The organism is Anaeromusa acidaminophila DSM 3853, assembly GCF_000374545.1.
GTDB lineage: Bacteria > Bacillota > Negativicutes > Anaeromusales > Anaeromusaceae > Anaeromusa > Anaeromusa acidaminophila.
This window is the reverse complement of the sequence record NZ_KB894586.1, coordinates 121,896-134,724: the sequence shown is the minus strand read 5'-3', so window position 1 is coordinate 134,724 and position 12,829 is coordinate 121,896. Positions and strand designations below refer to the sequence as shown.

Annotated in this window: 11 protein-coding genes; 5 read left to right on the top strand and 6 right to left on the bottom strand. The window is 51.7% G+C overall.

Annotated elements, in window-relative coordinates:
* Positions 1-34: 34 nt before the first annotated feature.
* On the bottom strand, positions 35-376 hold the full coding sequence (locus C508_RS0105195; RefSeq protein ID WP_026319368.1) for a hypothetical protein: 342 nt from the start codon (positions 374-376) through the stop codon (positions 35-37).
* A gap of 73 nt (positions 377-449) precedes the next feature.
* Positions 450-1,301, bottom strand: a complete 852-nt coding sequence (gene dat / locus C508_RS0105190) for a D-amino-acid transaminase (protein ID WP_018702486.1) — start codon at positions 1,299-1,301, stop codon at positions 450-452.
* Positions 1,302-1,496: 195 nt separating this feature from the next.
* Between dat and C508_RS0105185 the strand changes: the two genes are divergently transcribed.
* Entirely contained in the window at positions 1,497-2,615 is a 1,119-nt protein-coding gene (locus tag C508_RS0105185; protein WP_026319367.1) for an acyltransferase, read from the top strand.
* A gap of 70 nt (positions 2,616-2,685) precedes the next feature.
* Here the strand turns inward: C508_RS0105185 and C508_RS0105180 are convergent, their stop codons facing one another.
* From C508_RS0105180 to C508_RS0105170, 3 genes are read right to left on the bottom strand one after another with little or no spacing between them, the layout of a single operon-like run.
* Complete coding sequence (locus tag C508_RS0105180; RefSeq protein ID WP_018702484.1) at positions 2,686-2,886, bottom strand: putative signal transducing protein; 201 nt, start codon at positions 2,884-2,886, stop codon at positions 2,686-2,688.
* Between the two features lie 40 nt (positions 2,887-2,926).
* Positions 2,927-4,117, bottom strand: coding sequence for an FAD-binding protein (locus C508_RS0105175; RefSeq protein ID WP_018702483.1), 1,191 nt, complete (start codon positions 4,115-4,117; stop codon positions 2,927-2,929).
* Positions 4,118-4,135: 18 nt separating this feature from the next.
* A complete protein-coding gene (locus tag C508_RS0105170; protein WP_018702482.1) occupies positions 4,136-4,927 on the bottom strand; it encodes an electron transfer flavoprotein subunit beta/FixA family protein in 792 nt (263 codons plus the stop codon).
* A gap of 93 nt (positions 4,928-5,020) precedes the next feature.
* On the opposite strand from C508_RS0105170, the gene C508_RS19800 reads away from it, so the two are divergent.
* Positions 5,021-5,674, top strand: a complete 654-nt coding sequence (locus C508_RS19800) for a YdcF family protein (RefSeq protein WP_027936739.1) — start codon at positions 5,021-5,023, stop codon at positions 5,672-5,674.
* Here the strand turns inward: C508_RS19800 and C508_RS0105165 are convergent.
* The gene (locus tag C508_RS0105165) at positions 5,580-8,981 is read right to left on the bottom strand and encodes a DNA polymerase III subunit alpha (protein ID WP_018702481.1); all 3,402 of its coding nucleotides are present in this window, start codon (positions 8,979-8,981) and stop codon (positions 5,580-5,582) included. The genes C508_RS19800 and C508_RS0105165 overlap by 95 nt on opposite strands.
* Positions 8,982-9,118: 137 nt before the next feature.
* Between C508_RS0105165 and C508_RS0105160 the strand changes: the two genes are divergently transcribed.
* The 3 genes from C508_RS0105160 to C508_RS0105150 all read left to right on the top strand — a co-directional run bounded on the left by C508_RS0105160 (position 9,119) and on the right by C508_RS0105150 (position 12,783).
* Positions 9,119-9,388, top strand: coding sequence for a metal-sensitive transcriptional regulator (locus tag C508_RS0105160; RefSeq protein WP_018702480.1), 270 nt, complete (start codon positions 9,119-9,121; stop codon positions 9,386-9,388).
* A gap of 13 nt (positions 9,389-9,401) precedes the next feature.
* Positions 9,402-11,798: a heavy metal translocating P-type ATPase gene (locus C508_RS0105155; RefSeq protein WP_018702479.1), complete on the top strand. Its 2,397-nt coding sequence runs from the start codon at positions 9,402-9,404 to the stop codon at positions 11,796-11,798.
* A gap of 112 nt (positions 11,799-11,910) precedes the next feature.
* Positions 11,911-12,783, top strand: a complete 873-nt coding sequence (locus C508_RS0105150) for an ABC transporter substrate-binding protein (protein ID WP_018702478.1) — start codon at positions 11,911-11,913, stop codon at positions 12,781-12,783.
* Positions 12,784-12,829 lie beyond the last annotated feature (46 nt).

Below are 12,829 nucleotides of genomic sequence, written 5' to 3'. Positions count from 1 at the left end.
CTTTTCTAAGCGCGGCCGTCATTGACGCAAAATATTACTTATTCCATTTATGCCGTTGCTGACGTCGCGCGGAACCACCACCGCCACCGCCGCTGCGGCTGCGGTATATCATCCAGCCCACTAAACCTAATACGGCAAAATTCCCCATCCAAGCCTCTAAAATTCCCAAGTCCACAACTACATTGATCGCCGTTAATGCGCCCAAAAGCTTCATGCTATGAGGCACATTCACCAGAGGATCCCGTTTCAGCACCTGATATGCGGCGCCAAGAATCACCAAATCAATGCCCACCCAAATTAAAGGGTGTACCAGCAGCATTTTTATCAGGCTGCCGCCCATTAGCAGGGCAAATACTATTAACCACGTCTGATTCACAGGCACTGTTTCCTCCTCATTCTTCTTTGCCTCTTATCCTATCATCCTCTGGTTACCCGCGTCAACCGCCGCGTCAAATTCCTTCTTGGACCAGCTTCCGATATTCCGCTAGCAACCGTAAGGTGAGCGCTCCCGGCTTGCCATTCCCGATTGTTTGCCGACCCAGCTTGACTATAGGCATCACTTCTGTGCTGGTTCCTGTTAAAAAGACTTCATCCGCTCCATAAGCAAATTCAGGGGTAACGGCTTTCTCCAAAACGGCGAGGCCTAAAGGTTTAGCAATTCGGTCTAAGACAATCTGCCGGGTAATACCTGGCAAGATCAAATTATTCAAAGGATGCGTCCATAACACTTCATCCTTAACGACAAAACAGTTGCTTGACGTACCTTCCGTAATTTTCCCGTCTCGCACCAGCACGGCCTCATAGCAGCCAGCCTCTTTCGCTTCTTGTTTACCGAGGATGTTCGGCAATAAGTTCAAGGATTTAATATCGCAGCGCAGCCAACGGATGTCGTCCAATACCAGCGCCGAAACACCTTGCAGATGCACATCCTCCTCCGTCTGCGCCTGCGGGCGAATAGTCATCGTGAGAACCGGACAGCTCTGTTTAGGAAAAGCATGACTTCGCGGCGCTGCTCCTCGCGTAAGTTGCAAGTAGATGGCGCCATCAGCAATGCCGCTTTCCCGTATTAACTGCTCGTGCATCTCTTGAAATTCTTCCATAGTATAGGTGACTGGAATGCGCAATTCTCGTAACGAACGATATAAGCGAAACATATGCGCTTCAAAAGCAATCAATCGCCCCTGGTGAACTTTGGTAACTTCATACACACCATCGCCAAATTGATAGCCCCGATCTTCCAACAACACTACTTCTTGATCTAATTCCACAATACGTCCGTCAATATACCCCAAAGCCTTCATGTTCGTCTTCCTTTCCTGTCCTCTGATTGATGATAATCATCTTCTATAATGCTCTCGCTCTTGACCGCAGCTTCTCATGCTTTTAGTATAGTAGTATGCTTGAAGAGCGTCAAATGACCTTTTTCTAATAATTTGACATTTTCCAATCTATCAGTACCTATAGTTTCGCAAATACAGCGATAATCGAGGTGTTTCATGGCCAAAATACACTTATTTTCTCTAGAAGCCACTAGAGGCATTGCTATGCTTGGAGTAGTCGGCATTCACACAGGCGCTTTTTCTCTTTCCTATGCGCAGCCGGATATTCATCTGTTCGCCCTGTTGGAAATCGCCAGCCGTTTTAGCGTACCTATCTTTTTTTTCATTTCCGCCTTCGGCTTATTTTTAAACGATGACTTGGAGCAACCTTTTCAATACGGGCGCTTTCTGATTCGGCGTCTGCGGACCGTTCTGGTTCCCTATCTTACCTGGTCTCTTCTCTATATGACACACTATACTTACACAAGCGGCGACGATCACATCTGGGATGATCCTTTTTTACAATCTTATTTCCTCTTTGGCTTAGGATCCTATCAACTATATTTTTTGGTCATCTTGCTTTGGTTTTATCTCTTCATGCCTTTGTGGCGTCCTCTAGTGCGCCAGCTATCCGGCAAAAGGATCTGGCTGCTTCCCTGCCTTTTTTTTCTGCAGATGGCCTTCAACTATTGGTCCTACGCCCTCTTCCGTCCGCATGAAGAAGATTACTGGCTGAATTTACTTCTCCAATACCGCCTCAGTTACTGGCCGTGGCATTATGTATTTCTCTTTTTACTAGGAGGTGTTTGCGCCGTCCGTGTATCTCAATTTCGCAAGCTCCTGCAACGATATTTTTCATCCCTGTCTTTTGCCGCTTTGGCTTCTTTGGGCCTATTGCTTGGCTACTACTACATACTGGTCCTTCAGTTGTCTTATTCTCTGGAAGACGCCGTCAATGCCGCGCAGCAGCTCAGCCCCCCCGGCATGCTGTATACCCTTGGCGCCACCTTTTGGCTCTTCGCCCTCTTTGATCGTCCCCTGCCCGGCTCGCTCTCCTGGCTCCTTTCCCTTTTGGGACGGCATTCTTACTTCGTATACCTCGTACATCCTTTTTTTATGTACTATGCCATGGAATGGCTTACCGACGCTTCGCTGGAACTGACTCCTGAACGCATTCCTCTCTTTTTCCTCTGGGCTGCCGGCGGCAGTCTCTGCGCCGCCATAGCCTTTCGTTTTCTCAGCCGCTTTATCCCCGGCCTCTCCTGGATTCTCACCGGTTCTGGATCTCGTCGATGAAAGAAAAAAAGAAGAAGCGTAAAAGGGCTCTCGCTCTTACGCTTCTTCTTTTCATTTCTGATCACATAGTTTACTTGATTGCATGCTCGCATAAAATAGCATGCGCCTCGTCCGCTTCCGATTCAAGAACCAGAATCTCATGCAAGCCGTCATTGGCGGCTGCCATGGCACCCGCAGGCCGGATGTTGGCCAAAATTCCTTCTTGGCACAGCAACTCTTTCAGTTGTTCCGCCTGAGCACGGTTTGTGGCAATATAAATGACAGTCCACATACGCTTTTCTTTGCCTCCTAAATTCCTGGCTCGCTGTACTTCAGCCTCTTTTGCTCTCTTCCACTGCCCGAATCAACGCCGGGATGATTTCCAACACATCTCCCACAATACCAATGTCGGCCATGCGAAAAATGGGAGCATCCGGATCTTTGTTCACAGCCACCACAATATCGGCGCCGCCAATGCCAGCCAAATGCTGCACCGCACCGGAAATTCCACATGCAAGATACAGTTTAGGTCCAACGGCTTTACCGCTTTGGCCCACTTGGACCACATGCGATTGCCAGCCCGCATCTACCGCCGCCCTGGAGGCGGCTACAACACCACCCATAGCGTCAGCCAACTGCTGCAGCAATTGAAAATTTTCAGCACTGCCCATGCCTCGGCCTCCGGCAATAATAACCGAAGCTTCCTCCAGCTTGACTGCCGCCATCTTTCCAGGTCGAAATTCTAAGATTTTCGCCGCCAGCGACGGCAAGAGCACTTCTTGACGAACGGAAGAACCGCTTCGTCCCGGTTGTTGCCTGGGCCGCTTAAAAATTCCAGGCCGCACTGTTCCCATTTGCGGATATTTATCGCTGACAATGGTTGCCATAATGTTACCGCTAAAAGCCGGCCGCGTCCAAACAATTCGCCCCGAATCCTCTTGATAGGCCACACTGGTGCAATCTGCGGTCAACCCAGTTTGCAGTCTTGCTGCAACCCGAGGCGCCAAATCCCGCCCATTGGCCGTAGCGCCCAAAAGAAGGGCTGCTGGCTTATGCTCTGCCGCTAAGCTGCTCAGAGCGCTTGCATGCCCATCTGTAGTATACGGCTGCAAGCCGGGCGCTATCGCATTGTAAACCAAATCTGCGCCGTAAGCAAAAAGAAAGGGTTCCCATTCCTGGGTTCCATCCGAACAGACAACAGCCGCCAAGCTCTGCCCAGCGGCATCAGCCAACGCCCGACCGACTCCCAAAAGTTCCAATGAAACACTGCGCAGATCATCCGGTCCATTTCCCTCTATATATACCCAAATGTCTCGCCCTGCCGCCGAGTCCTTCGCCTCTTTTTTTAACACGGCTTGCTCAATTGCATCTAAAGAGCAAGCTGATACACAAGCGCCGCAAGAAGTACAAAGTCCTTCTTCCACGCTGACTTTGCCGTCTTTCAAGTCCAAGGCGGCAAAAAAGCAGGCTTGCAAACAGGCGCCACAGCCGCTGCACTGATCCGTCCGAATCTTCACTGCCATTTTTCTTCCTCCCTGTCCTCAGAAGACACCAGCTTGTTTTAATCGAATGGCCAGCAAATCAGCAGCTTGACGGGGAGCCATTCCTTGAATGACTTCGCCCCCTTTGCGAGTTTCCGGGGCAAAAATTCGCACAACCCGTGTCGGAGATCCCTGCAAGCCTGTTTCTTCTGCTCGCAGCCCTAAATCTTCCAGATTCAGAATGGGAATCGGTGTTTTATTCGCCCGCAGGCGTCCTTTGATACTGGGATAGCGTGGCTCGTTTAAGCATTTTGATATAGTCAGAACGGCAGGAAAAGGAAGCTCCAACACTTCATGTCCGTCCTCTACTTCCCTTTCAGCAATCAACCGTTGTTGTTCCGGGAACACTTCCAAACCGGACACGCAGGTAACTTGCGCCATATTTAAATGTTCAGCCAGTTCCGGCCCCACCTGCGCCGTATCGCCGTCAATCGCTTGTTTGCCACAGAAAATGAGTTCTGTCGGCCCCAGTTTGCTAATAGCAGCCGCCAGCGTCCGGCTTGTGGCTAGAGTATCAGCTCCGGCAAAGGCCTTATCACTGAGCAATACCGCTTCGTCCGCGCCCAAGGCCAAACACTCTTTCAGCACTTCCTGCGCCTGCAACGGGCCCATGGTCAAAACGCTCACCGTGCCGCCGCAGCATTCCTTCACGCGCAACGCCGCTTCTAAGGCGTGACGGTCAAAAGGATTAAGTATGCTAGGGACATCCTCTCGCTGTAAAGTATTAGTCTCTCTATCGATGCGCACTTCTGTCGTATCAGGCACTTGCTTAACGCAAACTAGTATTTTCACCGCCTGTCAGCTCCTCCACACGCGTCACTATTCATTTGGAGTCCATGTTATACTAATACTAATTCATGATACCATATTCGACGGAGGTCTGCCATGAAGACTTATAAAAAAATCACATCTCTATTACTCACTGCGGTTGTATTTTTCTTGCTCATCGGCGAGGCCTTAGTTCTAAAAGACGCTTTCTCGGAAACACCTGTTCCCAGCCAGGCGATTCTCATTCTCGGAACCCGCGTCTACGGGCAAGATCCAGGACCGATGCTGCAGCTGCGTTTAGAAAAAGCCCTGACTTTATATCGCCAGGGCTATGCTCCATACATCGTGACCAGCGGCGGTCAAGGAGCTGATGAAGGCATTAGCGAAGCCGCCGCCATGCGTAACTATCTAGTGGCCCGCGGCGTTCCCGCCGCCGCTATTTTTTTAGAGGACAAATCCACAAGCACTTATGAGAACCTGCGCAACAGCGCTGCTATTCTTCGAGAAAAAGAATTGAACCAGGTAATCGTCGTCACCAATCGTTCTCATGTTTTCCGTTCCTTATATTTAGCCCGCCTTCACGGACTCGACGCTAGCGGAGGCGCCGCGCCCATGAACGACCGGCCTCTCGCCTCGGCATATCAGTTCTTTCGAGAAGGGGTTGCTGTCCTTTCACTCATGCGGTATGAACGCTTCCTGTCCCCAATACCCGCTCCAGCTCCTCCAAGGTCTGGGGCGTTGCTTCAATCCAAAATCGCTCTTCTGTCGTAATAACTCTGCGGCTATCCACTAAATGCAACAGTACGCGGCACGAGCCATGATTTCGAGAAAAAACCGCTCGCAACGCCTCAAATACAGACGGAGTCTCTTGCTCCTTTCGCAGTTGCAGCCGCACTTCATTCGGTTGTTCCGTCAAAAGACTTATCCGCTCGGCCAGCACTTTCACTCCTTCTTCACTCACACTAACCTTCCCTTGCACAATCACCGGCGTATCCGGCACAAGAAGAGGCATGGATTGGTGAAAAACGCGGGGAAAGACCACTACTTCCATCTGCCTTGTAAAATCCTCCAGCGCTACAAAACACATCATATCCCCATTACGCGTGCTGATCCGTTTGGCCGCCGCCACCATGCCGCCGATGCGTATTTTTTTTCCATCCGCTGGCTGCGCCTGCAGTTCCTCTAAAGAAGTCAGGGAGGCCAATTGCTGCCGAAACGGTTCCAAAGGATGACCAGTGATATAAAAGCCGGTCATTTCCTTTTCGAGGGCAATCAACTGCGGCATCGGCAGCTCCGGCAAATCCGGCAATTCCAAGGAGCACGTTTCCGCCAGTTCTTCCTCTCCAAACAACCCCAGTTGTCCGCTCTGAGCATCACGCTGACAACCGGCTCCCACATCCACCGCTCGATCCAACACCGCCAGTAATTGCGAACGTTTAGCGCCTGTAGAATCAAAAGCGCCGCATTTAATCAGGCTTTCCATTACGCGCTTATTGACAAGACGCATATCTACGCGACTGCAAAAATCAACCAGCGACGCAAACGGTCCTTCTGCCGCTCGAGCCGCCATAACGCTTTCGATCGCTCCTTCGCCGACGTTTTTTACGGCTGACAATCCAAAACGAATGGCGTCGCCATCAACGCTGAACCGGCTCTCACTGGCGTTGACATCCGGCGGCAAAACAGCAATGCCCATGCGTCGGCATTCCTCAATATAATGGCCGACTTTATCACTGGCCCCCATAATACTGGTCAAAGTAGCCGCCATAAATTCATGAGGAAAATGCGCTTTCAAGTATGCCGTCTGGTACGTAACCAGCGCATACGCAGCGCTATGGGATTTATTAAAGCCGTAGTCTGCAAAATGGGACATCAACTCAAAGACGTCTTTCGCCAGGGAAGTATCAAGCCCTTTGGCGGCTGCGCCCTTCAAAAAGTTCTCCTTCTGCGCTTCCAGAACGGAGTGCTTTTTTTTGCCCATGGCGCGCCGCAGCAAATCGGCCTGCCCCAGACTGAAGCCAGCCAAGGTGGACGCAATTTGCATAACCTGTTCCTGATACAAAATAACCCCAAAGGTGTCTTTTAAGATAGGCTCCAGCCAGGGATGCATATAGGTCACTTCTTTGCGCCCGTGACGACCATTGATAAAATCAGTAACCATGCCGCTGCCTAAAGGACCTGGCCGATAGAGCGCCACAAGCGGAATTAAATCCTCAAAGCGTTCCGGCCGAAGTTCCTTTACCAAATTCGTCATGCCGGACGACTCCACCTGAAACACGCCAGCCGTATCGCCGCTAGCCAGCATGGCGCAAGTGGCGGCATCATCCAGGGGAATGGTTTCTAAGTCGACTTGAACGCCTCTGTTTTTAGCCGCCAGCTCTAGGGTATCGCCAATTACCGTCAGCGTACGCAAGCCCAAAAGGTCCATTTTCAACAAGCCGATTTCTTCTACGCGGTCTTTGTCATACTGCGTAGTTAAAAAACCTTCGGAAGAATGCTGCAGCGGAACCAGATGCGTCAGGGGTTCTTTGGCAATCACAAGCCCTGCCGCGTGAGTAGAGGCATGTCGAGGCAGCCCCTCCAGCGCCATCGCCAAATCCAACAGCTTCCGAACGGTCTCTTCGCCTTCATAGGCTTCTCGTAAAGGAGGGCTGGTTTCCAAGGCGCGCTTCAGGGTAATCCCCAGCTCGCCGGGAACCATCTTGGCGATCCGGTCTACTTCGCTATAAGATAAGTTCAGAGCCCGCCCCACGTCGCGAATAGCCGCCTTCGCCGCCATCGTCCCGAAGGTAATAATCTGCGCCACCCGATCACTGCCATAACGCCTGGATACATAATCAATGACTTCGCCTCGGCGCACATAGCAAAAGTCAATATCAATATCAGGCATGCTGACTCGCTCTGGGTTCAAAAAACGTTCAAAAAGTAAACCATACCGTAGGGGATCAATATCGGTAATACCCAGCAAGAAAGCGACAATGCTGCCTGCGGCGCTGCCGCGGCCTGGGCCTACGGCAATTTTCTGTTCCTTCGCATAGTTAATAAAATCCCAGACAATCAAAAAATAGCTGGAATACCCCATTTGCTTAATAACACCCAGTTCATACTGCAAACGCTCCCGAACTTCCGCTGTTTCTTCAGCATATCTTCGGGGAAGCCGTTCTTCGCAAAGCTGGGCCAAATACGCGTCCGCCGTCGTACCTTCCGGTAATGGGAATTGCGGCAAATGAAAATGTTCGAAATCGAAATCCACCTGGCAGCGCTCGGCGATACGGCAGGTATTGGCTAGCGCTGCCGGATATGCGTTAAAGAGCGCCGCCATTTCTTCGCCGCTTTTCAAGTAGAATTCATCGCTGGGAAAACGCATCCGACCTTCCTCATCCACGGTCTTGCCCATTTGGATGCACATAAGCACGTCATGGCTTTCGCTGTCTTTTTTCTCTACATAATGCAAATCATTCGTTGCTACCAAAGAAATACCCAGCTTGGCCGCCAAAGCCGCCAAGAGCGGATTGAGTTCCTTTTGCTCCGGCATACCGTGATCCTGCAGCTCCATGTAAAAATGCTCCGGCCCAAAAAGCTCCAGGTATTCCCGCGCCAGAGACTCTGCTTTTTCCTCTTGACCGCGCAGCAATGCCGCCGGAATCTCCCCCGCCAGGCAGGCGCTTAAGGCTATGATTCCTTCCTTATAAGTCGCCAATATCTCATGATCGATACGCGGCTTATAGTAAAAGCCTTCACAATAGCCTTTAGACACCAATTCTACTAAATTACGGTAACCAACTTCATTTTCCGCCAACAGCACCAAATGATACGCGTATTCACCATCCACGCTGGCTTTTTCCTGCCGCGAGCGCGGCGCCACATAGACTTCGCAGCCAATTACAGGGTGAATGCCCTGTTTTTTCGCTTCTTTATAGAAATCAACGACCCCGTACATGGTCCCATGATCGGTAATCGCCAACGATGTCATGCCCAGTTCCTTGGCCCTGGCTACCAGATTTTTAATACGGCTAGCGCCGTCAAGCAAGCTATATTCAGTATGCACATGCAAGTGCGTAAACGGTACCTTGGACATAGCAACCTCCCGAAGTTCTTCTTGTCTCATTTTCCTTCAATCCTCGGGTCTTGTCAAATTGATTTCCTTGACTATTTTTCCAGATAGACGTATGCTTAATATACCATACGGGGGTATTGCATAAAGGAGGACGTTTTATGCTGAATGAAAAGGAAAAGAAAAATCTCCAGCAACGTTTAAAAAAAGTCTCCGGTCAAATTAACGGCATCGATAAAATGATCGACGACGGCCGCTACTGCGTAGATATTTTGCAGCAAATTCTCGCCGCTCGGGCGGCGCTAAACCAAGTCGCCCTGCTTATTTTGGAAAGCCATACCAAAAGTTGCGTGGTCAACGCCATCAAAGCGGATCACGCCGACGAAAGCATTGCCGAACTCATGACCGTTCTCAAACAGTTTAATCGCTAAAGGATGTGAGCGTATGTCTGCTGAACAGCAAACGACCTTGAAAATTTCCGGCATGTCCTGCGCCGCCTGCGCCAAGCGCATTGAAAAAGGGCTCTCCCGCCTGGACGGCGTCACCCAGGCGCAAGTCAATTTCGCCACCGAAGCCGCCAGTGTCACCTATGACACCGCCAAAGTCCTTGAACCTCAATTAGCGGAAAAAGTGGCAGCCCTAGGCTTCCAGGTAATTCTGGAAAAGGCGGATTTTAAGATATCCGGCATGACCTGCGTCAACTGCGCCGCCCGCATTGAAAAAATGCTGGCCAAAGTTCCCGGCGTTCACTCTGTCCAGGTTAATTTCGCCTCGGAAAAAGCCAGCATTCAATATAATACCAGCGTTCTTGTCGCGTACGACCTGCAGGAAAAAATACGGCGCCTTGGCTATGAAGCAACCCTTGTCACCGAAAGAGCGTCCTTAGATCAAGAAAAGCAGCTGCGTCAAAAGGAGCTGCGCACTCAGAAACAGCGTCTGCTTTTTGCAGCAGCCTTATCACTGCCGTTGCTGCTGGGCATGATTTTTCATACCCTGCAATGGGAAGCGGCTCATTGGCTAATGAACCCGTATGTGCAGCTGTTATTGGCTACGCCAGTGCAATTCGGCGCCGGCTGGGCTTTTTACCGCGGCGCTTATCACGCCCTGCGCAGCGGCAGCGCTAACATGGACGTTTTAGTCGTTTTAGGCACCTCCTCCGCCTATTTCTACAGCCTCGCCAATATGCTGCAAGCTCAGCCGCAGCTATATTTCGAGACCTCCGCCGTCTTGATTACCCTCATTATTTTGGGTAAGTTCCTAGAAGCCACCGCGAAAGGACGCACATCGGAAGCCTTAAAAGCGCTGATGGGCCTCCAGGCCAAAACAGCCCATCGCTTGTCGCAAGGAGAAGAAGCCGATGTGCCGGTGGAAGCCGTCCTTCCTGGCGACGTTCTGCGGGTACGTCCCGGTGAAAAAGTGCCTGTAGACGGCGTGGTCTTAGAAGGCGCCTCGGCCTTAAATGAGTCCATGCTGACCGGCGAAAGCCTGCCTGTTGATAAAAAGGCAGGCGACACGGTTATCGGCGGCACCTTAAACACTTTTGGCGCATTTACCTTCCAAGCCACTAAAATTGGTAAGGACACCATGCTGGCGCAAATTATGCGCATTGTCGAAGAAGCGCAAGGCTCCAAAGCGCCGATACAGCGTTTTGCCGACAAGGTGTCCGCCTATTTTGTTCCGGCTGTGTTATTGCTGGCGCTGGCTACCTTTCTAGTCTGGTACCTGCTAGTGGTTCCAGGCGACTTTGCCACCGCCTTAACCCACTTTACAGCGGTCCTGGTTATCGCCTGCCCTTGCGCGTTAGGTCTGGCCACGCCTACGTCCATCATGGTCGGCACAGGCATTGGCGCCGAGCGAGGAATTTTAATCCGCAACGCCGAGCACCTGGAAACAGCCCACCGCCTTACGGCCATTGTCCTCGATAAAACCGGCACCCTGACCAAAGGGCTGCCGGAAGTAACTGATATTTTGCCGGTTGCCGGCGTAACGCCCCAGGAATTGCTGCTCCTTGCCGCGCAAGGAGAAAGCAGCTCTGAGCATCCCTTGGCGCAGGCCATCGTCCGGCACGCCCGCGCCCAAAGGCTGCCGGTGCTGTCTCCGGCAGCCTTTCGGGCCATTCCCGGTTTTGGCATTGAAGCTGTCACCGTTGAAGGCAAACAGCTTTTTCTAGGCACGCGTCAATGGCTTCTTACGCAGCAAGTCGATGCCGCTTCGCTGGAGGAAGCTATGCACGAACTAGAAGCTCAGGGAAAAACCGTAATCTTAGCCGCCCAGGAAAATCAGCTTCTGGGACTCATCGCGCTGGCGGATACGCTAAAAGAACATTCCGCCGCTACCGTCGCCGCTCTACAGGACATAGGCCTTGAAGTCTGGATGCTCAGCGGCGATAATACCCGCACCGCCAACCATGTCGCCTCCTCCCTCGGCATCAAGCATGTCCTGGCGGAGGTTCTGCCTGAAAACAAAGCGGCTGAAGTAGCTAAACTGCAGCAGCAAGGGCATGTCGTCGGCATGGTAGGAGACGGCATTAATGATGCTCCGGCCCTGGCCCGCGCCGACATTGGCTTTGCCATCGGCACCGGTACGGACGTAGCCATGGAAGCGGCGGACATTACCCTGATCAGCGGCGATTTGCAAGGCGTCATCCAAGCCATACGTCTCAGCCGCGCTACCTTGCGTAACATTAAGCAAAATCTTTTTTGGGCGCTCTTCTACAACTCCATTTGCATTCCTGCCGCCGCTGCCGGCTTTTTGTCTCCTATTATGGCCGGAGCCGCCATGTCTTTTAGCTCCATTTCCGTAGTATTGAACGCGCTGCGCCTCAAAAAAAGCAAGTGGTAACCCGCCAGCTTCATTCATCTCTTGTTTTTTTATCCCGACTGCAGCATAATTATAAAGAGAAAGCCTGCCCAAAAGGGAGGCCGCTTATTTTTCTATGAATACGAGGTGGATTATGATCCGTATTGGAATTTTACAACTAACCCAGATGCTTGATGATGCCGTAGAAGGCTTTCAAGAAGGACTCCAGGCCTTGAACGTAAAGGCGGAATTTATTTATCGCAATGCTGACGGCCAGCCCTCCCGGCTGCCGCAGTTAGCGGCGGAACTGGCGGCAGCCGATGTAAGCTTAATCTTCGCCTGCACCACTCCGTCCGCCTTGGCGGCGATCGCATTGCCTGCGGCTATACCTGTCGTCTACACGCCTGTATTTGATCCGGTCGGCGCTGGCCTAGCCGCCTCTCTCGAGCAACCAGGCGGCAACGCCACCGGTGTTTCCGGTATGGTTTCCGCTGCAGAAAAAATTACTTTTTTGCGCCGTTTGCTGCCCAACCTGTCTCGCTTGGGTATTTTATTTCACACCCAGGATACCAACGCCCAATTAGAAATGAAGCATTTCCGCCAGGCGGCGTCCGCTGCAGGCCTGTGTTGCGTAGAAATTCCCCTGGAAAAAGCCGAAGATATCTCTTCCTTGCCGCAGCTGCTGCCGGAAGGTTTGGACGCGGTCTTTTTGCCCATCGGCAAGGCCCTTGAGGATAATTTCGCCTCCATTGTCTACTATACAGATGCGTTATCCTTGCCGATTGTTGCTTCCCATGCTCCCAACGTCCCTGCCGGCGCTTTAGGCGCGCTTGTTGCGGACCACCGCCAATTAGGCAAAGCCTGCGCTGCCAAAGCCGCTGCCATTCTTAACGGAACCCCGGCCGGCAGCATTGCGGTAGACATCGTAAAAGAACCTCATATTTTGCTAAATTCCTTTGCCGCCATGAATCTCGGCTTGGAGCTCGCAGCCGACCTGCAGGCAGAAGCGCGGGAGATTTTTGAATAAAGCCAGCCTCCTTTGAGTGAGATTGTTGAAAGATATGGAGAGATGA

Bases quoted from the DNA above. Each gene is read 5' to 3' on its own strand.
- C508_RS19800 (WP_027936739.1), top strand. From the start codon at position 5,021: ATGAAGACTTATAAAAAAATCACATCTCTATTACTCACTGCGGTTGTA.
- C508_RS0105155 (WP_018702479.1), top strand. From the start codon at position 9,402: ATGTCTGCTGAACAGCAAACGACCTTGAAAATTTCCGGCATGTCCTGC.
- C508_RS0105175 (WP_018702483.1), bottom strand. From the start codon at position 4,117: ATGGCAGTGAAGATTCGGACGGATCAGTGCAGCGGCTGTGGCGCCTGT.
- C508_RS0105180 (WP_018702484.1), bottom strand. From the start codon at position 2,886: ATGTGGACTGTCATTTATATTGCCACAAACCGTGCTCAGGCGGAACAA.
- C508_RS0105160 (WP_018702480.1), top strand. From the start codon at position 9,119: ATGCTGAATGAAAAGGAAAAGAAAAATCTCCAGCAACGTTTAAAAAAA.
- C508_RS0105150 (WP_018702478.1), top strand. From the start codon at position 11,911: ATGATCCGTATTGGAATTTTACAACTAACCCAGATGCTTGATGATGCC.
- C508_RS0105165 (WP_018702481.1), bottom strand. From the start codon at position 8,981: ATGTCCAAGGTACCGTTTACGCACTTGCATGTGCATACTGAATATAGC.
- C508_RS0105185 (WP_026319367.1), top strand. From the start codon at position 1,497: ATGGCCAAAATACACTTATTTTCTCTAGAAGCCACTAGAGGCATTGCT.
- dat (WP_018702486.1), bottom strand. From the start codon at position 1,301: ATGAAGGCTTTGGGGTATATTGACGGACGTATTGTGGAATTAGATCAA.